Origin of the sequence: Neobacillus rhizosphaerae, assembly GCF_050477885.1 — a bacterium.
Classification (GTDB): domain Bacteria; phylum Bacillota; class Bacilli; order Bacillales; family Cytobacillaceae; genus Neobacillus; species Neobacillus rhizosphaerae_A.
Genome location: NZ_JBCNAC010000011.1, coordinates 46,643 through 68,456 on the forward strand (window position 1 = coordinate 46,643; position 21,814 = coordinate 68,456).

21 protein-coding genes and 1 other annotated feature are annotated in these 21,814 nt (G+C 38.9%); of the genes, 12 read left to right on the forward strand and 9 right to left on the reverse strand.

The features are described 5' to 3' along the window. Positions 1 to 154: 154 nt before the first annotated feature. Positions 155 to 375, forward strand: a binding site (T-box leader). 42 nt (positions 376 to 417) lie between these two features. Together leuS and ABES03_RS01415 are read left to right on the forward strand one after the other, a co-directional pair. Further along, positions 418 to 2,838, forward strand: a complete 2,421-nt coding sequence (leuS, locus tag ABES03_RS01410; protein WP_430114513.1) for a leucine--tRNA ligase — start codon at positions 418 to 420, stop codon at positions 2,836 to 2,838. A 70-nt stretch (positions 2,839 to 2,908) separates the two neighbouring features. Next, entirely contained in the window at positions 2,909 to 3,214 is a 306-nt protein-coding gene (locus tag ABES03_RS01415) for a rhodanese-like domain-containing protein (RefSeq protein WP_335529979.1), read from the forward strand. Positions 3,215 to 3,262: 48 nt separating this feature from the next. On the opposite strand, the gene ABES03_RS01420 is transcribed toward ABES03_RS01415, so the two are convergent. From ABES03_RS01420 to ABES03_RS01430, 3 genes are read right to left on the reverse strand one after another with little or no spacing between them, the layout of a single operon-like run. Continuing rightward, entirely contained in the window at positions 3,263 to 3,790 is a 528-nt protein-coding gene (locus ABES03_RS01420) for a ferric reductase-like transmembrane domain-containing protein (RefSeq protein WP_430114514.1), read from the reverse strand. Then, on the reverse strand, positions 3,777 to 4,670 hold the full coding sequence (locus tag ABES03_RS01425; RefSeq protein WP_430114515.1) for an FAD:protein FMN transferase: 894 nt from the start codon (positions 4,668 to 4,670) through the stop codon (positions 3,777 to 3,779). The genes ABES03_RS01420 and ABES03_RS01425 overlap by 14 nt, the downstream gene beginning before the upstream one ends. Beyond that, the gene (locus tag ABES03_RS01430) at positions 4,670 to 5,077 is read right to left on the reverse strand and encodes a hypothetical protein (RefSeq protein ID WP_430114517.1); all 408 of its coding nucleotides are present in this window, start codon (positions 5,075 to 5,077) and stop codon (positions 4,670 to 4,672) included. Before ABES03_RS01430 ends, ABES03_RS01425 begins: the two co-directional genes overlap by 1 nt. A 147-nt stretch (positions 5,078 to 5,224) precedes the next feature. Here ABES03_RS01430 and ABES03_RS01435 point away from each other — a divergent pair, with 147 nt between their 5' ends. From ABES03_RS01435 to ABES03_RS01450, 4 genes are all read left to right on the forward strand, one after another. Beyond that, entirely contained in the window at positions 5,225 to 5,410 is a 186-nt protein-coding gene (locus ABES03_RS01435) for a sporulation protein Cse60 (RefSeq protein ID WP_430114519.1), read from the forward strand. A gap of 354 nt (positions 5,411 to 5,764) precedes the next feature. After that, the gene (locus ABES03_RS01440) at positions 5,765 to 7,318 is read left to right on the forward strand and encodes a spore germination protein (RefSeq protein WP_430114520.1); all 1,554 of its coding nucleotides are present in this window, start codon (positions 5,765 to 5,767) and stop codon (positions 7,316 to 7,318) included. Between the two features lie 34 nt (positions 7,319 to 7,352). Continuing rightward, on the forward strand, positions 7,353 to 8,558 hold the full coding sequence (locus ABES03_RS01445) for a Ger(x)C family spore germination protein (RefSeq protein ID WP_430114521.1): 1,206 nt from the start codon (positions 7,353 to 7,355) through the stop codon (positions 8,556 to 8,558). Next, positions 8,559 to 9,674 carry a GerAB/ArcD/ProY family transporter gene (locus ABES03_RS01450; protein ID WP_430114523.1) on the forward strand — a complete coding sequence of 372 codons (1,116 nt, stop codon included), beginning with the start codon at positions 8,559 to 8,561 and terminating at the stop codon, positions 9,672 to 9,674. A gap of 71 nt (positions 9,675 to 9,745) precedes the next feature. On the opposite strand, the gene ABES03_RS01455 is transcribed toward ABES03_RS01450, so the two are convergent. After that, positions 9,746 to 11,020, reverse strand: a complete 1,275-nt coding sequence (locus ABES03_RS01455; RefSeq protein WP_430114574.1) for an NAD(P)/FAD-dependent oxidoreductase — start codon at positions 11,018 to 11,020, stop codon at positions 9,746 to 9,748. Between the two features lie 218 nt (positions 11,021 to 11,238). Here ABES03_RS01455 and ABES03_RS01460 point away from each other — a divergent pair, with 218 nt between their 5' ends. After that, positions 11,239 to 12,867 (forward strand): putative polysaccharide biosynthesis protein, encoded by a 1,629-nt coding sequence (locus ABES03_RS01460; protein WP_430114524.1) that lies wholly within the window; start codon positions 11,239 to 11,241, stop codon positions 12,865 to 12,867. Continuing rightward, positions 12,864 to 13,583, forward strand: coding sequence for a pseudouridine synthase (locus ABES03_RS01465; RefSeq protein WP_430114525.1), 720 nt, complete (start codon positions 12,864 to 12,866; stop codon positions 13,581 to 13,583). Before ABES03_RS01460 ends, ABES03_RS01465 begins: the two co-directional genes overlap by 4 nt. 139 nt (positions 13,584 to 13,722) lie before the next feature. Here ABES03_RS01465 and ABES03_RS01470 read toward each other — a convergent pair whose 3' ends face one another. From ABES03_RS01470 to ABES03_RS01480, 3 genes are all read right to left on the reverse strand, one after another. Then, a complete protein-coding gene (locus ABES03_RS01470) occupies positions 13,723 to 14,547 on the reverse strand; it encodes an alpha/beta fold hydrolase (protein WP_430114527.1) in 825 nt (274 codons plus the stop codon). 12 nt (positions 14,548 to 14,559) lie between these two features. After that, positions 14,560 to 15,582, reverse strand: coding sequence for a hypothetical protein (locus ABES03_RS01475; RefSeq protein WP_430114528.1), 1,023 nt, complete (start codon positions 15,580 to 15,582; stop codon positions 14,560 to 14,562). A 213-nt stretch (positions 15,583 to 15,795) separates the two neighbouring features. Further along, on the reverse strand, positions 15,796 to 17,055 hold the full coding sequence (locus ABES03_RS01480) for a TolB family protein (protein WP_430114530.1): 1,260 nt from the start codon (positions 17,053 to 17,055) through the stop codon (positions 15,796 to 15,798). 157 nt (positions 17,056 to 17,212) lie between these two features. Here ABES03_RS01480 and speD point away from each other — a divergent pair, with 157 nt between their 5' ends. Then, positions 17,213 to 18,019 (forward strand): adenosylmethionine decarboxylase, encoded by an 807-nt coding sequence (gene speD, locus ABES03_RS01485; RefSeq protein ID WP_430114533.1) that lies wholly within the window; start codon positions 17,213 to 17,215, stop codon positions 18,017 to 18,019. 34 nt (positions 18,020 to 18,053) lie between these two features. Here the strand turns inward: speD and ABES03_RS01490 are convergent, their stop codons facing one another. Further along, positions 18,054 to 18,800 carry an AAA family ATPase gene (locus ABES03_RS01490; protein WP_430114534.1) on the reverse strand — a complete coding sequence of 249 codons (747 nt, stop codon included), beginning with the start codon at positions 18,798 to 18,800 and terminating at the stop codon, positions 18,054 to 18,056. Positions 18,801 to 18,935: 135 nt separating this feature from the next. On the opposite strand from ABES03_RS01490, the gene ABES03_RS01495 reads away from it, so the two are divergent. The 3 genes from ABES03_RS01495 to ABES03_RS01505 all read left to right on the forward strand — a co-directional run bounded on the left by ABES03_RS01495 (position 18,936) and on the right by ABES03_RS01505 (position 20,284). Continuing rightward, positions 18,936 to 19,361: a DUF2935 domain-containing protein gene (locus ABES03_RS01495; protein WP_430114535.1), complete on the forward strand. Its 426-nt coding sequence runs from the start codon at positions 18,936 to 18,938 to the stop codon at positions 19,359 to 19,361. Positions 19,362 to 19,528: 167 nt separating this feature from the next. Then, positions 19,529 to 19,954 (forward strand): SRPBCC family protein, encoded by a 426-nt coding sequence (locus ABES03_RS01500; RefSeq protein WP_430114536.1) that lies wholly within the window; start codon positions 19,529 to 19,531, stop codon positions 19,952 to 19,954. Beyond that, the gene (locus tag ABES03_RS01505) at positions 19,955 to 20,284 is read left to right on the forward strand and encodes an ArsR/SmtB family transcription factor (protein WP_430114537.1); all 330 of its coding nucleotides are present in this window, start codon (positions 19,955 to 19,957) and stop codon (positions 20,282 to 20,284) included. Between the two features lie 53 nt (positions 20,285 to 20,337). Here ABES03_RS01505 and ABES03_RS01510 read toward each other — a convergent pair whose 3' ends face one another. Beyond that, positions 20,338 to 21,681, reverse strand: a complete 1,344-nt coding sequence (locus ABES03_RS01510) for an amino acid permease (RefSeq protein WP_430114538.1) — start codon at positions 21,679 to 21,681, stop codon at positions 20,338 to 20,340. Positions 21,682 to 21,814 lie beyond the last annotated feature (133 nt).

The following is a 21,814-nucleotide window of genomic DNA, read 5'->3' on the forward strand; positions in this document are numbered from 1 at the left end:
TTCCACACGGACAGTAAGACAAAGGACCAATTTTCCTTTGTCTTTTGTTTTTGTTGAGGTTTAAAGCTTTGGGGTTTGGTCAATTCTGAAATTAGGCTATGTTTACTTGCATACTTATGATAAATTTAATACAATAACCGTAATACTTTATATTGAAAAGACAGTGACTAGGAGTAGTAGTGGTCCATACCCGTAAGAAGAGAGTTGACGGCTGGTGAAAGTCAACCGGGTACATCATGAACTCGCCTTTGAGTTGCAAACATGAAGGAACAGTAATGTTTGCCGTATTCCGCGTTAAGGATGAATGAAGTGAGTGCATGAGCACTAATGTGGGTGGTACCGCGGGAAGATACATACAATCCTCTCGTCCCTTTTGGGATGAGGGGATTTTTTATTTTTTTTTAGGAGGAACTGACAATGAGTTTCGATCATCAACAAATCGAAAAGAAATGGCAAAAGAAATGGGAAGAAGAAAAGACTTTCAAAACAAGTGAAGAGTATGATAAACGCAAATTCTACGCGTTAGATATGTTTCCATATCCATCAGGTGCTGGCCTACACGTTGGACACCCTGAAGGGTACACAGCAACTGATATTCTTTCACGCTTAAAGCGGATGCAAGGCTATAATGTACTTCACCCAATGGGATGGGATGCATTTGGTTTGCCAGCAGAACAATACGCATTGGATACAGGGAACGATCCGGCCGAATTTACGACAAAAAATATCGATACCTTCCGCCGACAAATCAAAGCATTAGGTTTCTCCTATGATTGGGACCGCGAAGTGAATACTACAGATCCTGAATACTATAAATGGACACAATGGATTTTCTTACAGCTTTACGAAAAAGGCTTAGCCTATATTGATGAAGTAGCCGTAAACTGGTGTCCTGCACTTGGAACCGTATTGGCTAATGAAGAAGTCATCGATGGTAAGAGTGAACGTGGAGGTCATCCAGTGGAACGCCGCCCAATGAAGCAGTGGATGTTAAAAATCACCGCTTACGGTGACCGCTTATTAGAAGACCTTGAAGAACTTGATTGGCCAGAAAGCTTGAAAGAAATGCAACGCAACTGGATCGGACGTTCTGAAGGCGCTGAAGTAAACTTCCAAATTGATGGACACGAAGAAACGTTTACTGTTTTCACCACTCGTCCAGATACATTGTTCGGTGCAACCTATGCAGTTCTAGCTCCAGAGCATTCCTTTGTAGATAAAATTACAACAGCAGAACAGCGTGTGGCAGTGGAGGCATACTTAGATAAGGTAAAAACGAAGAGTGACCTTGAGCGTACCGACCTTGCAAAGGAAAAAACGGGTGTCTTCACTGGTGCCTATGCGATCAACCCAGCGAATGGTGAAAAAATGCCAATTTGGATCGCGGATTATGTTTTAGTAAGCTATGGAACAGGTGCGATTATGGCAGTCCCTGCACATGACGAGCGTGATTTTGAATTCGCGAAAGAGTTCAATTTAACAATTAAACCAGTAGTAGCAGGCGGCGATGTGGAGAAAGAAGCGTACACTGGTGACGGTGAACATATCAATTCTGAGTTCTTAAATGGTTTAAACAAAGAAGAAGCCATTTCTAAAATGATTGCTTGGTTAGAAGAAAAAGGAATTGGAACAAAGAAGGTAACCTTCCGTTTACGCGATTGGTTGTTCAGCCGTCAGCGTTATTGGGGTGAGCCGATTCCAATTATCCACTGGGAAGATGGCACAATGTCCGCAGTTCCGGAAGATCAGCTTCCATTGACATTACCAAAGACTAAAGATATCAAACCATCTGGAACAGGAGAATCCCCATTAGCCAATATTGAGGATTGGGTAAATGTGGTTGACCCTGAAACAGGTAAAAAAGGTCGCCGCGAAACAAACACAATGCCACAATGGGCAGGCAGTTGCTGGTATTACTTACGATATATTGATCCTAAAAATGATCAGGCACTAGCTTCAGAAGAGAAGTTAAACCACTGGCTTCCTGTTGATATCTACATTGGTGGGGCCGAGCATGCTGTACTTCATTTGCTTTATGCACGCTTCTGGCATAAGTTTTTGTATGACATCGGTGTGGTTCCAACAAAAGAACCATTCCAAAAGTTATTTAACCAGGGCATGATCTTAGGCGAAAACAATGAAAAAATGAGTAAATCAAAAGGAAATGTTGTGAATCCTGATGATATTGTAAGCAGCCATGGTGCTGATACACTTCGCTTATATGAAATGTTTATGGGACCACTTGATGCATCGATTGCGTGGTCAACGAATGGTTTAGACGGTTCACGTCGTTTCCTTGACCGTATTTGGCGTTTAATGGTAGAAGAGAACGGAGAATTAAATCCAAAAGTCCAGCCAAATGAAGAAGCGTCTAATTTAGAAAAGGTTTATCATCAAACCGTTAAAAAAGTAACTGAGGATTACGAGGGCTTACGTTTCAATACTGCTATTTCACAAATGATGGTATTCATCAATGAAGCCTACAAAGCAACTGTGCTTCCGAAGGATTATATGGAGGGCTTTGTTAAAATGCTATCACCGGTTGCTCCACATATCGCGGAAGAACTTTGGGAAAAGCTTGGTCATAGCGGAGGAACCATTTCGTATGAGGCATGGCCAGCCTATGATGAAGCTAAGCTAGTAGATAACGAAGTAGAAATTGTCATCCAGGTAAATGGTAAGGTGAAAACAAAACTTATGGTACCAACTGATGCAAGTAAGGAAGCATTGGAAGGAATTGCGATGGATGATGATCGAGTGAAAGAGCAAATCGAAGGAAAAACCATTCGCAAGGTGATTACCGTTCCGGGTAAACTTGTAAATATTGTAGCAAACTAAATTTAATAAAGAGGCTGCCTCCAAAGCGAACGGAGTAAGCCTCTTAACTCTAAAAAAGGGGATGAATGACATGGAAGAAATTAAAATCATTACACCTGAAGAATTACAGAAGAAGCTGGAAGCAGGGGAAAAGGTTGAACTTGTTGATGTAAGAGAAGATGAGGAAGTAGCAGGAGGAATGATCCCAGGGGCAAAGCATATTCGTATGGGCGATATTCCTGCAAACCTTGATTACTTTGATAAGGATAAAGAATATATTATGATTTGCCGCTCTAGTGCCCGTAGTGGGAATGTCTGCCATTATTTGCATGAACAAGGATATAAAGTGCGTAACATGGTTGGCGGTATGCTTAACTGGACAGGCGAAACAAAGTAATAAACAAAAAACCGATTCGTCCTTTTGAGAATCGGCTTTTTTATTGTCTCAATGAGTTCCTTCAAAAGTTTGCTTATCTTTAAAAGCCAAGCTACCTATTATAAGAGCTGGAAGTATATTAATGACTAAAAGGACAACCCCTTGGAAATCTGTACCGATGAATAGTCCATGCAGTGTCACAAAAATGTAGAGTATCGGATTCAAGGCGTGTAATTTGCGCCATTTTTGATAGCCAATCTTTTTTCGTGCTTTTGAGGTGACGATTGTCATAATTAAAAAATACAATGACACTGTCCCCATTGCCATTGACAGAGGCTTATAGTCTGTATTAAAAGGTGTTAATACTTCAATCCATTGAAAGGAAATATATGAGTCAATGAGTAAAAAACCAACATGGCCTAAGACAAGAATCATTGCCCAATTGGAAAGCGCTTCATGTAAAAACAAGGAAACGGTAACTTTTTGTTTTCTCTTTTTTTGAACCTGAGAATACAGTCCGAGAATGACAGAAAGGTAAAGTAGCAAATAAGACACCGTTCCAGTCGCTCTAATCATATACCACTCAAACATTTCCATATGATTCGTTTCCTCCCTTCCAAATTTCACTTTTCTTATTTATTAAAACTGCTTGCGTGCCTTTATCTTTAATCCACTCTTTACCTTGCGCTTCTCCTAAAAGGAGGACGGTTTTTGCCCATACATCAGCTTCTACAGCGGTTGGAGCGGAAATAGTCGCAGATAAAATCTTACTCTCTGATGGCTGACCCGTTCGTGTATCAATCAGGTGGTGTTTCCACTCGCCATTTACAATCCACTTTCTTTTCATAGAGGTGGAGGTTGCTATCGCACCACTGGTCACCTGAATAGAGGAAATCATTTGTTTTTCTTCAAAAGGACTTTCAATTCCTATGTTTAATGGTCGTGGTAATTCTCCAAAAATCCGAATGTCTCCACCCACATTAATAAAACCATAGCCCATTTTTTCCAAGAGTTCAGCGGCACGATCGATGACCCAGCCTTTAGCAATCCCGCCTAAATCAATTTTGGCATGAAGTGTGACTGTTTGCTGCTCTTTGTTAAGAGAAAATGGTGATCGAGGTGTAGTTACAACAGCTGAGAGGTTTGGTACGACTACCTGCCCTTTAATATATTCAATCGATCTAGCATAACCATTGTCCTCTAGTGACGTTAATACACAAGGATTAAAGATGCCTTTTGTTTCCTCATAGAAACGAAAGGCATCGGTAAGAATGGACAACATTTCACTAGAAATCGTGACTTCTTTTCCTACCTGCTGATTTAGCTGACAAAGTTCACTATCTTCACGAAACCGGCTGCACGTCGACTCTATTAATTCAAATAGTTTATAGATGGGCATCATATCATTTGCAAACAGTTCATGATTGATAGAAATTTGAACAATCGTACTCATAGAGTTGAATCGATAGGAGTACATCAGGTTCCACCAGTTGTAGTATCAAATCCGCCATGATGGCCTATCTCAGGACTGCCACCATTTGAGAATTGATCTTGCTGATTACTATTATCGAAGAATTGGTCATCATTGTTTTGATTGCTATCATCAAAACTATTAGTAGTATCTTGATCATTTTGATTAAATTGCGATGAACGATCCCTGTGAAAAGAATGAGTAAACCCTTGATTTGATTCCTCAGGCGTTTGAGAATTAAAATTATCTTCTGACTGCTGATTGGAATTATTGTTAGAAGGTTGCCCCTGATTTAATGCTAGTGAATTGTTTGCTTGATCTCCATTTGATAATCCCAGATAGGACACCATGCCTGCCACTAAAGCTAAACTACCAAAGCTAACACTCCATGAGATTTTTTGTTTTTTATCCAATTGTAGTGCTCCTTTCCTCTTTCAAATGTCTTACATTTAGGAGTTTACAAGTTAAACCTTAATATAAACTTAAATTTTTAAAGACCTTAATTTTAAAAATTCAGATAAATGGTAATAATGATAGTAAAAAAGGAGAGGGAGAGTACTGTGATTCAGGTAAAGTTATTTGACCGGGAGCATGAAAAGGATTTAGAAAAGGAAATGAATCATTTCTTACGAGGGATTGATGAGCAAAGTCTGCTCGATATTAAATATAATGTGGCTGCGATGACAGAAGAGGAAGAGGAAGAACAAATTTATTGCTTTTCAGCGATGATTATCTATCGCTCGTGACCATGAAACTCTCTTTATATGAAATGTAAAACCTAGCTTAAACAAGTTTATTGTTTAAGACTAGGTTTTTCTTTTTGTTTCTTTTTGGATTTTCCCTTGCCTGTCATCACTAGCCAAATAATCACTGGCCCCGAAAAGTTTAATACTATCACGACACCAACAATTATCCATAAAAACCATATCGTGTTTATCACATATTGGTATAGCCAAAAATGATAAAAATCCATTGCAAACACCTCAATGTTATTGTCGACGGCCTAAACATCATTCATACCTTAGTAGGGGTTATTTTCTAAGTGGTTTGGATATAAAGAGAGTAGATTCAAATGTTCATTACACGGAGAGGGTAAAGTAATGGAAAATAATCTAGATCAGCATCTGAAAAAAGAATTAACAGCAAATTACGAGGAAAATAAATTATTAATCCAAAAGATTCTCACTGATAATGGAGATTTAATTGTACGGGAATTTTTTTTTCATCAGAAAAAGAACATAGCCATTGTTTGTTTTTATATTGACGGTTTAGTAAACACCAATATCATTGGCTCCGTCATTGATTCCTTTATTTATCAGGCACCGCGATTATTAAGAGACATGGATATAAATACTCTTTATACGAATCTTCCGGATAAAATCAATAAGCATATTCTTCATGCACACAGTGTTAAATTAATTTCAAAGGTAGCAGATGTAATTGATGCCATTTTATCGGGTGATTCCGTATTTATTATTGAAAGATGTGATCAAGCCATCCTTGTTTCGACTAGAGGTTGGGCGGACAGAGCTGTCAGCGAACCACAGACAGAGCAAGTAGTTATTGGTCCTAGAGATGGCTTTACTGAAAACTTGCGCACAAATACTGCTCTCGTTAGAAGGAGAATAAAGGATCCTCTTCTTTCTATTAAATCGACTGTAGTTGGAAAGTCATCTAAGACCACCCTTAACATTGCCTACCATCGAGGGACTGTAAAAAAGGGCTTGGTTGAAGAGGTCATGAAGAGATTGGAAAATATTGATATTGATGGAATTATCGACTCGGGCTATATATCGGAATTAATAGAGGATGCGCCACTTTCTCCGTTCACTACCGTGCAGAGCACGGAACGCCCTGATAAGGTGGCAGCGTCTATTTTAGAGGGTAGAGTAGCGATCTTTGTTGATAATTCCCCTTTTGTGTTAATCGTCCCAACTTATTTTTGGCAATTTTTACAGGCAAGTGATGATTATTATTCTAGGTACATGGCTGGTTCATTCTTTCGTCTCATTCGTTATTTTGCTTTCATTATCAGTCTTGTCCTAACGTCTATTTACGTTATGTTGGTAAGCTTTCATCAAGAAATGATTCCAACAGCTTTAGCGTTAACGATTGCGTCTGGGAGAGAAGTAGTTCCATTCCCTGTCTTAATAGAGGCGCTCATCATGGAAATAAGTTTTGAACTGATGCGGGAGGCAGGGCTAAGGATGCCTAAACCTGTAGGTCAGGCCGTGAGTATCGTTGGTTCTCTAGTCATTGGACAAGCAGCCGTACAAGCCGGTTTGGTTTCTCCCTTTATGGTTATTATCGTTGCAATTACTGGTATTGCTTCATTTGTTATGCCGAATTATGCAGCCTCCTTTTCCATAAGGCTAGTCAGATTTCCTTTATTAATTGCTTCAGGAACATTAGGTTTGTTAGGATTTTCAGTTGTTTTTTCTCTTATCGCTATTCACGCGTTATCTTTAAGGTCCTTTGGGGAGTCATATCTAGCTCCGGCCACTCCTTTTCAGCCTTCTGATCAGAAGGATATGATTATAAGGTTTCCGTGGTGGTCAATGGAAAGACTGCCACACCTGGCAAAGCAAAGACAACGTGCTAGTGATAGTCAAAAACCTAAAAATCCACAAGAAAACAACAATAATGAAGGTTAACGGAAAAACCTATCGAAAAAGGAGTGAACGATAAGTGTTTCCTAAATATATCATTCTCTTTTTATCTTGTTTATTACTATTGAGCGGTTGTAAAACAGGAAAAAGAGAATTAAGCGATCTAGCACTAGTTATGGCAGTAGGTCTAGATAAAGGAGAGAAAGAAGGAACTATAAAAGTAACCACTCAGATTGCAAGACCAGCAGATGCAAGAGGTTCCACAGGGGCTCCTTCAGGGCAAACAGGAGATCCTATTTGGTCTGCTTCCGCAGAAGGTGAAACGATTTTTCAAGCCATACGAAACTTATCCACATTTTCCAGTCGAAGGGTATTCTGGGCTCATAATCTCATTATTGTTATTAATGAAGACCTGGCAAAGGAAGGAATAAGTGACATTATTGATTTCTTTACACGAAATCCAGAACTTAGGATGAGAACTTGGGTTGTTGTCACACCAAATCCGGCAAACCAAGTAGTGAGCACAATGACGGGATTAGAAGTGGTTCCAGGAGAAGCGTTAGATAAGTTATTTAGGTATACCCCTATTTCAGTGCAAGCGCCACGGACACAAATGATTGATTTGCAGTCTGCCTATCTAAATGAAAGTACTCAACCGATATTGGCAAGAGTCCATTTTGTAAAACGGGGTGTATCCAATAAAAAGGCGGGGCAGGCCGGTTCCTACAATCAGGTTGAATTAGCAGGGGCGGGTATCTTTCGGGAAGATAAGCTTGTAGGAACGTTAAAGCCTGTGGAAGTGAGAGGGATGATTCCTTTTATTGAACCAATTGATACAGGTGTACATATCCTGTCTTGCCCCGATGATAAAAGTAAAAAAATGACAGTGGAATTAAAGAACCAGAAATTCAGTGTGACTCCTTCTTATCAAAATAATAATCCGTCATTTAAGATATCTTACCAAACCAAGGGAAGTGTAGTGGAGGCAGCTTGTCCCTTTGCGTTAGAGGAAAGAGACAAGGTAAAAGCACTAGAAAAAATGATAGAGAAAGAAAAGAAAAAAGAGTTCGAGAAGATTGTAAAAAAAGCCCAGATTGAATTTAAATCTGATTTCCTTGAACTTGGAAAAGTGTTTAACAATAAATATCCGGTAGAATGGCGGAAAATTGGGCCCAGTTGGGAAACGATTTTTCCGACAGTAGCAGTTGAGGTTCATACGAAAGCAACAATAAATGATACTGTTTTATTAAAAAAACAGACAAAGCCAGGAAGTGTGAAGAACTAAATGAAAGTACAGATTTCAAATGGAATTTTTATGGCACTCATAATTAATATGGTATATGCAAAAGCCATTGGTTTAACACAAGGATCGATTGCCCGAGAGGTAGGTGGGGATATGTGGATTTCTACATTATTTTCTACCCTCCAGGGTTGTTTAATGATGCTAGTAACGGTATATCTAATACGCAAAACTCCAAGCCTCAATATAATTGAACAAAGTGAAGTACTATTAGGTAAATGGTTTGGGAAAATAATTAGTTTACTTCTCTTCTTCTTTTTTGTAGGTGCAGCTGGGGCGGTATTTACCACATTTGTTTACCATCTTAAAGATTATTTCTTGCCTGAAGCCCCCACGTTCTTATTTATTTTAGCAGGCATGGTGATTGCTGTTTTTGCTCTATATCATGGAATTGAGGTCATCGGAAGAATGGCCCTTATCGGTGTTTTTTCCATTTTACTGCTCAATAATTTAATAATTATTGGGTCTATGTCTGATTTCGATATCAAGGAACTGTTACCTATTTTTGATGCTGGGGTGATTCCAGATGTTTGGGCAAGCCGGCATAATAATACAGACTGGGCAATGGCCACCATGATGGCCGCGATTATTTTACCGAAAGTAAAAGAAAATAAAACATGGAGTAAATCGGGAGCATATGGCATTCTCTTAGGGGGAGCCTTCGTTGTCTTGTGGCCGATTCTTGAGTCAGGTGTTTTATCGGCAGAAGTAGCTGGGCAGTACATTATTTCCTGTATGCAAATGGCAAGAAGTGCAGAGATCGGGTTGTTTATCCATCGGTATGAAATGATTATGATTGCCTTCTTTGCTCTTTCGTCTATTACTCAAATCATTATGACCTTTTATTGTGCAACGATTTCCGTTCAACAAATATTTGGTATAAAAAAGTTCAATCGAACCATTATTCCCGTGAGCTTTGTACTAAGTGCTTTTGGGTATTGGGTGGTACTTGATCACCACCGGGCCATCAGTTATATTGAGACCTACTGGGTCATGCTCGCGATGTCTATCAGCGTTGGTGTGCCTATAATTTTGTTATTACTAGGGCTTCTATTTAAAAAGAAACTGAAAAGCGCTAGTGCTGAAAATCTGGGTACATAAGTAATCCCAAAAAAAGAACCCTATTAGTAAGCAATGAAAAGTTACTTAATAGGATTCTTTTGCTCTTATATTCAATGATAACTAGTTTTTGCGAAGAGGGCGGCGTTAGTCCCAGCGAGTCTTCCGGTTACGAGGGCTGAAGTTATATTATAGCCACCTGTATACCCGTGAATATCAAGAATTTCCCCGCAAAAATATAAGCCGTTCATTAGCCTTGACCCCATGGTTTGCGGTTCAATTTCCTTGACTGAGACCCCACCACCGGTTACAAAGGCTTTTTCAAGTGGAAGAGTTCCATTTACCTTAATGAGAAATTGCTTACAGCTTTTAGAAAAACTTCTGATTTTTTCATTAGAAATGGTACCACCCTGCTCGGATGGGTCGATGCTATTTTGTTCTAAGAGAAATAGTAAATACCGTTCAGGAAGCAACCCTTTTAGTGTATTTTTAATACTCTTTTTAGGTTCGCTTTTTACTAGTTTAGTGATTTCTTGAAAAATCTCTTCTTCCTTTTTATCGGGTAGAGCATCTAGACTCATGGTAACCTCTTTTAAGTTCCATTTCTTCATCGCTTTTACTACAAATTGACTGCAACGTAATACAGCGGGGCCGCTAACGCCAAAGTGAGTGAACAGCATGTCCATTCGATGAGAGATGAGCGGTTTCCCTTTTGGATTTAAGACGCTTAAGTCAATGTCCCGTAAAGATAAACCCTGCAGCGATTTATTTTTGATAAAAGGTTCGTTGGACGTAACAGGTACCTCAGTAGGAAACAGTTCTGTAATGGTATGCCCCGCTTTTTCCGCCCAAGCATACCCATCGCCTGTGGAACCTGTATGGGGAACAGACTTTCCGCCAACAGCAATCACAACGGATTTGGCTGAAAGATGTTGGCCATCCTTTAACAAGACAGCGGATACCTGACCATCTTCATAAACGAGATCCTTTACAGGGCTATTTTTGAACACTTTTACATTGAGCTTTTCCAATTGATGTAAAAGTGCCTCCACGACCGATTGTGCTTTGTCGGAAACAGGGAACATACGCCCATGGTCTTCTTCCTTTAATTCGATTCCTAGCTTTTCAAAAAATCTAATGATATCTTCATTACTGAAGATGGAAAAAGCACTGTATAAAAACTTGCCATTTCCGGGTAAGTGCTTAATGATTTCTTCAACAGGCAGGCGATTCGTAACATTACAGCGTCCGCCTCCAGAAATAGCAAGCTTTCGCCCAAGCTTGTCGCCTTTATCTATTAAAAGTACTTTCGCGCCTTTTTCACCAGCGGCAATGGCAGCCATTAAACCGGATGGGCCCCCGCCGATGACAATCACATCATATTCCATAATTACACCAACTTTATATTCATTCAAAGATTTCATGTCATTTCATTATAAACATTTCTTGACGAATTAAAACAAATAGGCGGGATTTTAATAAAATTAACTTGATTTGTTAGTAGCATCGAAGGGAAAAGAGTTGTAAACTACTAATAGTGTGCAAAAAAAGTCGACATGTACTTTGTGAAAACACGCACGTATTTCTTCGGGTAGGAAGGGATTTTATGCAGTCTAAGCTTTTAAGAGGAACATTTATATTAACCTTTGGAACAATACTTTCCAAAATTCTCGGATTAATTTACGTTATTCCATTCTTTCAAATTGTCGGTCGTCAAGGGACGGTCCTTTATCAATTTTCTTACGTTCCTTATACCATTTTTATTAGTGTCGCTACAGCAGGAGTACCGTTAGCGGTCTCCAAATTTATTTCTAAATACAATGCGCTTGAAGAATATGCTGTTGGCAGAAAGCTTTTTAAATCTGGATTAATGATTATGCTCATCACTGGATTTGTTGCCTTTTTAGCCATGTATCTTGCCTCACCTACATTAGCTGAAATGAGTACACAAGGTGAAAAAGCGAATTTAAAAGATGTCACAACCGTTATGAGAGCAGTTAGCTTTGCTTTAATCGTTGTTCCGTTTATGAGTTTGATTAGAGGCTATTTTCAGGGCCATCAATCGATGGGACCATCGGCACTCTCTCAAGTAGTAGAACAAATTGTCCGAATCCTATTTACTCTATTAGGTGCTTATGCAGTTTTGAATATTTTCCATGGCAAAATGGTAACAGCCGTTAGTGTAGCTACCTTTGCTGCTTTTATTGGAGCTATTGGTGGACTTGCCGTTCTATTTTGGTATTGGTTTAAAAGAAAGCCGTATTTAGATGAGTTGCTTGAACATGATAAGGGTACGATGGATATCTCGATAAAAGAAATTTATAAAGAAATCTTTATCTCTGCCTTCCCATTTGTTTTAGTGGGCATTGCGAATCCATTATTCCAGGCTATAGATCAATTTACATTTTCAATTGCAATGAAGGAGATTGGGAAATCGACAAAAGTCGCTGAAGCTTTCTTCTCCATGTTGAATTTCGAGTCGCATAAGATTGTCATCATCCCAGTATCACTAGCGACTGCTTTTTCACTAACCTTAGTTCCTAGTATCACGAGGGCATTTGTTGAGAATGACAGTAAAGGTATGAATCGTCAATTAAACCAAACCTTTCAGGTCTTATTATTCTTAACGCTCCCAGCTTCAATTGGTCTTTCCTTGCTGGCTGAGCCTATATACACTGTCTTTTATCAGCATGATTTAATTGGAGCAGAAGTACTAAGAGCCTATGCGCCGGTTGCGATTCTATTTTCACTTTACTCAGTTACTGCTGCCATTTTACAAGGAATTAATGAACAACGATTTACGATCTTAAGTCTGCTTGTAGGATTATTAATAAAATTATCGTTGAACATTCCTTTAATAAAAATGATGGAAACAAAAGGGGCTGTACTCGCTACCACACTTGGGTACCTAGCGGCCATAATTATCAATCTCATCGTTATAAAAAGGTATTCTCGTTACCCATTCCGTCTTGTTTGGCGAAGGAGTTTACTGATTATGATATTTGCTGGACTCATGTGGGTTGGTACGGAGTTAATTTATAAGCTGATGTTATTATTCCTCTCCCCAGCATCAAAGGGTCAATCAATAGTGATCATCTTGGTTAGTGCGGGAGTAGGGGCATCCATTTATTTTTACTTAGGCTTAAAATCAGGCCTTGCCAGCCGCCTATTTGGTACCAGGCTTGATCGTTTAATGACAAAGTTAAAATTGCCAAAAAGGAGGGGTACAGCTTGAGGATTGATAAAATGCTAGCTAATCTTGGCTACGGAAGCCGAAAAGAAGTAAAGCAGCTTCTAAAAAGCGGCTCAGTTAAAGTAGATGATATGGTGGTCAAAGATGCAAAACAGCATGTTGACCCGGAAAAACAAACCGTCACGTTGAACGGTGAGGTTATTGAATACAGGGAATTTATCTATTTAATGATGAACAAGCCTCAAGGGGTTTTATCGGCAACTGAGGATAATAATACAGAAACAGTCATTGATCTATTGGAGCTTGAAGACCAAGTGTATGAGCCGTTTCCTGTTGGAAGATTGGACAAGGATACAGAAGGCTTATTGTTAATCACCAATGATGGACAATTGGCACATCGATTACTTGCCCCGAAAAAACATGTTCCAAAGACATATTTTGCTGTGATTGAAGGAGAAGTAAAAGAAGCGGATATTAAAGCATTTGCTCATGGTGTAACATTGGATGACGGCTACGAAACAAAGCCTGGTGAATTGAAAATATTGAAATCTGGAATTCGTTCCGATATAGAGTTAACAATCACCGAAGGGAAATTTCATCAAGTAAAAAGAATGTTCGAAGCGGTAGGAAAAAGAGTCGTATACCTCCAACGTATTTCCATGGGACCACTTGCATTAGACGAGACCCTTGAGTTGGGAGAATACCGGGAATTAACCGACGAAGAAATCGATTTGTTGATGAATTATCAGGTGAAATAGAGAAAAAGCAGCTTTGCATGAGCTGCTTTTTCTATTTATTTTAAAAATTGTTGGGGCAATGAGCGAATTTTAGCTGTTAATGAGCGAATTATTATGGGATATGAGCGGATTTTATATTTTATGAGCGAATTCGAATGGTTTATGAGCGAAGCAGCGTCCTGTTTAAAAACTCCACTACAAGCTGGTTGAACTCCAATGGTTTTTCCATATTCATCATGTGTGCAGTACCTGGAATCACAACTAACTGTGAGTCCGTAATCCTTTCATGAAGGAACTTTGAAATTGCACTGAAATCAGGGAAATCGATATCAGGAGAGATGATCAACGTTGGAACAGTTATGTTTCCAACTAATTCCATTGTTTTCGTCTTAGGTAAAATCATTTTACCCGTACCATTCTCTCTTGTTAAATTCCCTGTCAACATGGCAGCATATTTCTCTATAATTGCTGGATTGATTTCATCGATAGACCGAAAAGGACCTGCGACCCATGCTTTGGACATTAGCTCAACTGCTGCTTCAAGGGACTCCTTCTGAAATAGCTCATTCACTTCTTTATTATAAGTTTGTCTTTCTAGGGAGTAATCACTCCAACCTAACAAACCTGAGGAAGCGACAATCAGTTTATCGACCATCTCCGGATAGGCTAAGGTAAAGTCCATTGCTAAATTCCCGCCAACTGAAAGGCCGACAAGATCCACTTTTGCCACGCCTAGGTAGAACAATAAATTTTTAGCATCTTCTACTAGAGAAAAATCTTCATCGTGGTGACTAGACTTTCCACAGCCAGCATAATCAAAGCGAATAACTCGATAGTACTTTGAGAATTCCTCGAATTGATCATCCCACATTCTTGAATCAAGAGGAAATCCATGCAGTAATAAAACGGGTCGACCTTCTCCTTTTATCTCATAAAAAAGTGTAGCTCCATTAATTTCCGCATATCCAGTTTGATAGGTTGACATTCTTCATTCCTCCTATTCACCCATATAGAAAAGAGTCTCCACATCTATATCATCCATTTCCCCTTTTAAGATTCGTTGGACATCAGAAATCGTCTCTTTAGTTGATACTGAAACTCCTTTTTTCTTTGTAAAAGCCTCTGTTATTAAAAATGGTTGTGTAAAATACGCCTCGAGACGAAGTCCTTTCTGATAAGTCTCTCGCTCTGATGCAGGAATTCGCTCCATTCCTAGGAACCTTAATTCACGATAACGGCGCAGAACCTTTTTTGCCTGCTGCTGTGTATACAAATGTACTTTGGACAGAGTTGCTCCCTCAATTAAAACGGAAGTAGAGTAAAGAGGATTGATTGCAGGATAAATTTTTCTAGAAACCAGCTCTGCATCAAATTGTAACAGGGTATCTAATGGTCCAAAGGGGTCTTGTTCATCTACTGCTTCGCCTCGTAAGTCGACTAACAAAGTAGTGGGAGTGACACCTGCATCTTTTAATTTTTCAATGAGGTCGTAAATTTCTCCGGTTAAAACCATTTGCCGATCCGCAGCGAGAAAGATGGTTTGTTTGGACATGTTCACCACTTTTTCGAAAGCTTCCTGGACAGAGTGACAGATAAATTTTGTTTCATTGATTACATCACTTAATCCAATGGCCTCTTCTTTTGGTTGTAAGAAGAATGTATCAAAGCCCTGAAGATTCATTCTATGAAATATCTCAGCCAAAACGACAAGCTGGCCCATTCCTGGTCTAGCAACAAATCCAATAGTTCCTCCGCGGGTTAAAGGGGCAAAAAGATCAATGATTTTAATCCCGGTTTCTAGCATCTCAGCATCTGATCCCCGGATGATTAAATCATCTACGGTGCATTCTGCAAGTTCAGCCAGAGTGACAAGGGTCCGGACTTCAGCTCGTGCCAACGGAATTTTCCCGGTGCAAAGGTTAGAAACGGTGGCTGGGCGTAATCCAACCGAAGCAGCTGCAACCGTAAGATTTGGCACACGTTTTCGTAATAACTCAACATTCAGTTTTAAATGATCCATAGGTAATCCTCATTTCTTTTAATTACTCTCTAGAGGAAAAAAATTACTTCTAAAAGTAATATATATTCTGAATATTCATTTTGTCAATGCTTAAGTTGTAAAAAATGGAAGTCTATGTTTGCTGAGTGGTTGATAAATCTCTAAAAGTGGTCGATAAATGAATTTTTCACAAAAAAGAGGCCACCTTCACAAGAAAAGGAGGCCTATAATCATCTATTTTCCTTGATAAATATCATACCCACCCACATTTTTAATCCATACCCGAGCATTTTCCCCATTTGCATCAGCAATCCACAAATCTCGTTGCATTTCTGCTAAATCCTTTTTCCTAACCCAGGTTAATTTACGGACAGAAGGAAGATAATTAGGGTAGTAATCACCAAACCCCTTTGGAGGGTGGGTCAATTGCAATTGTGGTTGCTCTCCCATTTTTATTAAAAATAATGAAGGATCCGGTCTCAATTTAGGATCGTTTGACCATTCACTTTCTTTAACCCTTGAGACAACTACTGACTGGTCATCTCTCCATGTAAAACCTAACTCGGCAAAGTGAGGGGGAGTTAAGCTGATTGACTTGAATGCCGGAAGTTCTGTGACCTTCATTTTTTTATTCTTAAATCCCATAACAATTCTTCCTCCACCCGCAATATAGCCTAACCGATTTTGGTGGAACGCCCACTTAGGAGAGTTTACTTCCCAAATAATTTCATCTAAAACCTCAAAGGTTTGTCCATCAAATGAGATCACACACATCATATTGCTGTCCATTGACCAGGAAGCAGTAGGGCTGACCATAAAAGAAATCCACTTTCCATCAGGTGAAAATTGAAAATTAGTTGCATCAATGGCAAGTAAGCTAACATTCCCTTTTTTTAATTCACTTGGTATGGTGTAGAATTTTTTCACATTTTTTGTTAGACTCGTGATTTTTGTAAAATCTTTATCAAGCCCAATTTTATAAAGAACGGGGTTTGTCCAGCCATCGGGTCTTAGAGAAGCACCTGAGGCGGTAATAAATGCACTACCATCGGGGAACCAGTTGTAATCACCCACACCTAACGCAATATTATAAAACTGATCAAGGTTGGAGACATTTAAGACACCACCACTTTTAAAGGCAAGAATATTCTCAACCGGTGACCATTTTGGATTCGAACCGTCATAAGTAATCCGTTTATGTTTTCTTGTCTCCAAACTATATACCCAGATTTCTGTTTGGGACTCTAAGTTCTGACTAAGTTTCTCTTTTGGTTCAACACCATAAACAATCCACTTTCCATCGTGTGACCATTGGGGTGGCTCGCTATATTTGGTAGGCCTGTTCGTGATTTTTTCTTCCCTGCCATTCATTTTCGTCCAAAGAAAGCCATCTCTAACAAATGCCACTTTTACCTTTTCCGGTTCAGGTTTCGCTATTGCTAGGTTAGGAAGTAATAATAGGAAAATCAATATAAGACAAAACTTTTTTTTCATCTTTTCACCTCTTAAGAAAGTCCTTCGATTATTGTTTACATGAAGGGAAGAATTATCAAGGTTAAAAAGTTTTTGAAAAATAAGTAACTGGGTATAACAATGGGTATCTTAATAATATTTACTTGCGAATGATATTTTCTTACAAGGGGGAATTGCTATGAGACTTACGCACGAGCAGGCAATTGAATTGCACGGCTTTAATAATTTGACGAAGTCACTAAGCTTTAATATGTATGATATTTGTTATACAAGAACAAAAGAAGAGCGCGAAGCCTATTTGAATTATATTGATGAACAATATAGTGGAGAGAGGCTGGAGTCTATTTTAAAGCATGTTTCCGATATCATTGGTGCCCATGTGTTAAATGTAGCTAGCCAGGATTTTGAACCTGCAGGAGCGAGTGTAACGTTATTGGTTTCCGAGGGACCTGTTACCAATGCTCCTTCTGAATCATTCGAGGAATCACCGGGGCCACTACCGGAATCCGTGGTGATGCAGCTAGATAAGAGTCATATTACGGTTCATACATACCCTGAATTCCATCCTGATGAAGGAATTAGTACCTTTAGAGCGGATATCGATGTTTCAACGTGTGGAGAGATATCACCCCTTAAGGCCCTTCACTATTTAATCCGTGCATTCGAAACGGATGTTATGACCATTGATTACCGGGTGCGTGGATTTACTCGGGATAAAACGGGGCATAAGCTTTTTATTGACCATGAAATCAACTCCATTCAGAATTACATTCCTGAAGATGTCGGGGAGTTATTCGATATGATCGACGTAAACGTTTATCAGGAAAACATTTTTCATACAAAATGTAAGTTGAGGGATTTCGATTTAAACAATTATTTGTTTGGCTATACAAAAGATAAATTATCCCCTGATGAGCATATTGAAATCACTGAAAGACTCAAGTTGGAAATGGATGAAATTTTTTATGGGAAAAACATGGTGTAACAAAAAAGCTCGGGATTACCGAGCTTTTTGCGTTTTAATCATCTAGCAGATGGTGAAGCATACGATTTTTATCGTCAAAGAACTGTTTCATAATCCTGTAATGGTTGGTTTCTTCAAGCTTACTTTCTATTAAACCCTCATCTGTAAATTCAAAGATTTTTGCATGGGGATAGGCCATGATAATCGGTGAATGGGTAGCAATGATAAACTGGGAATGTTCATTGACTAAATCATGGATTCTAGTTAACATCGACATCTGCCGTAAAGGGGAGAGGGCCGCTTCAGGTTCATCTAAAATATAGATGCCATTTCCCCTAAACCGATGAAGAAACGTAGCAAAGAAGGCCTCACCATGTGATTGCTCATGAAGGGAAACACCTCCGAAAGAATCAATGACCTTACGACCGCCGCCTCCCTTATCGAGTTCTTCAATGTTTGAAGCTACATTATAAAAACTTTCAGCTCTAAGGAAAAATCCATCTTGAGGTTTCTCTACACCTTTGATTACCTTCAAATGGTCAGCTAACGAAGAGTGAGAATCATAAGTGGAGAAATTAAAATTAAAGGATCCACCTTCTGGATTAAACCCTAATGCAACTGCAATTGCCTCCAATAAAGTGGATTTACCCATTCCATTTTCACCAATAAGGAACGTAACATTAGGATGAAACACGAGCTCATCAAGATTCTTTATAGCTGTTAGTTTAAAAGGATATTTATTAAAAGAGTGAATTTCCTCTCTTTTTAAAGCGATCCTTCGTAAGTATTGGAAATTTAACATATAACTACCTCGAAAGTACTCTATTTGAAGAATATTGTATCATTCATAGCTTAAAGAAAATAGGTAGTAAAACCTCTAGCATATTTTAACAGCTTATCCCATACATTGAAGTGAATTAAGTATGGGGGGATGTCTATGCAATTTTATTATGGGCAGCAAATGCCGTTACGGATCTTGGATGAAGCGGAATTTTGGAAGCACCAGGAAGAGGAGCATACGGTTGTGATTCGAGAGCTAGTATCCGGATTAGAGCCGGAATTTGTTGATGCGCTAAAAAAATGGGAATCTGCCCTGGGAGAAACACATCAGCAGGTGGTTCGTTATATAGAAACAGTCATTCGTTCGGGCTATCAGGTTTCAGACCAATTGTATCAGCATGTGCTTCAGTTGGTTTCTTATTGTTTAGATCAGAGTCTATCATTTATAAAACTTTGTGAGCAAATTAAAACACACAGCGCAGCAGTCAGTAGTAACCCAACTGCAAAGGTTGTTTTAAATCATATTATTCGCGAATCAGAATACTTCGTTGGAATTGCTCAGGCGCTCCTTTATAACCAATAATCCATTTGTTTAAGGTGTCTTTACAAAAAGTAGAGCCACCTTTTTTATTAGGACTTGACGTGAAACCAAAAGGTGTTATATTATTTGATATGTAACCAAATGGTTTCGTATTAAAAACAACCAATAAATGAAACATTAAAAATAGCCCAATTTTAGGAGGAAATCTAATGACAAACGAAGCACAACCAAAATTAGAAGATATCAAATACACGGAAGTTTACAATGTACCAATTGATAAAGTTTGGAATGCAGTAGCTACCGCAGAAGGGCTTTCTAGCTGGTTCATGCCCAATGATCTAAAGGCTGAAGAAGGGCATGAATTTCATATTAATGCTGGACAATTTGGCATGTCTCCTTGTAAGGTAACACATGTAGATCCGCCAAATAGCCTCTCTTTTAATTGGGGTAAGGACTGGACATTAACGTTTGAACTAAAGTCTTTAGAAGATAAAACAGAGTTAACACTTATCCATGGCGGTTGGGATGTTAATAAGGTTACAGAGTTTGGAGCTCCACATACACCAATTAGAGACAACATGAATCAAGGCTGGGCAGGGCTCGTTAAAAAATTACAAGCATATGTTGAGGCGTAAATGGTAGCTGCTTCTGCAAAGCATGATGTTTTTCAAGCGATTGCTGATCCAACCCGCCGGAGTTTATTGAAGCTTCTTAGCAACCAAGAGATGCCTGTTACCGCAATCAGTGATCAATTTCCAATAAGCCGTACGGCTGTATCTAAGCATTTGCGCGTATTAGCAGACGCAGGGCTGGTTAAAGAACGGAAAGTCGGCAGAGAAACTCGGTATAAGCTCGAGCCTGAACCTTTAATGGAATTAAAAGATTGGCTGCAGTATTTTGAATTATTCTGGGAAAATAAGCTGACAGCACTTAGACTATTTGTAGAGTCTGATGAAACAAAGTAAATCTGTAATATAAAAAAGTGATACCCAAATTGTTCGGGTATCACTTTTTTATATTACTTGGAACCATTTTTCCTAACCAATAAGGAAAGAACAATTAACACGCCTACTGTCGCCAATGCTACGGACGAACCAATCAGGTTGCTTGGACTTGTTAAGAACCCAATAAAAATAACACTTAAGCTGACAATAGCGAAAATCGTTGTGTACGGAAACCCTTTAACCTGAAAATGTGGTTTTTCTTTGTACGAAGGACGGAGCTTCAATTGTGCTGCACAAATACAAATCCAAATTAACATAATGGTAAAACCAGGAATCGTCATTAAGTAATTAATGATTTTACTTGGTGTCATATAGGCTAAATACACTCCAGCCAATATACACACAGTTGTGATCATGATTCCTACTAAAGGAATCCCCTTTTTAGATGTTTTGGCCAAGCCTTTTGGTGCAACTCCACTTTGGGCCATTGAAAATAATGTCCTAGATGTAGCATATATCCCTGAATTGGCTGCTGAAAGTACTGCAGTCATTAGGACGAAGTTCATTATGTGAGCAGCTCCTGGTAACCCAGTAATACTGAAGACTTGTACAAATGGACTATCGACGCTAGAGACCTTATCCCAAGGCATAATTCCACAAATAATAAGAATCGGTAGAACGTAAAAAATGATAACTCGCCATACCGCACCTTTAATAATTTTTGGCAATACTTTATCCGCGTCTTTGGTTTCAGTAACTGCTACCCCTATTAATTCAGCACCGCCGTATGAAAACATGACGACTAAAAAGGCACTCATCATTCCGCTGATTCCGTGAGGGAAAAATCCTCCGTGCCCAGTGTAGTTTGAGATAGGGTTTTCAACATCACTAGGAATGAAACCAAGTAAAAGTAAGAATCCTAGAACGATAAAGGCCACTAATGCAAGAATCTTAATCCCAGCAAACCAGAATTCCATTTCTCCATAATACTTTACTTGAAATAAATTAATGCCAATAATGACAAATGCACAAAGTAAACTTAATAGCCATAATGAGGTTTCTGGAAACCAAAATTGAAGGAAACTACCGGCCGCCAGTAACTCAACTACCGTAACAAGGATCCAGTTAATCCAATAGAGCCAACCCACGATAAAGGAAATGCGAAAACCGAACGCTTTATTAACTAAATGCTGAACATTGAAATTAGGAAACGCAACAGCCATTTCCCCTAAAGCTGCCATAACGATAAATAATAGTAAGCCGCCCATTAAATAGGTAAACACAACACTAGGTCCAGCAATATTTAATGTGTCAGAGCTGCCTTTAAAAATCCCTGTTCCAATCATCCCTGCCAAGGCAATAAATTGAACATGCCTCGGTAAGAGACCCTTCTTTAAGTTCTGCTGATTATTCTCCATGATGAACCTACCAATCTTTTTTACATAAACGCTTTTAAGCGCTAAAGAATTTTATATTAATATATCATATTTATCAAAACTGTCAATTAAATTTAGCGAACTTCATTGGATATTCTCTATAGTAGGATAAAAA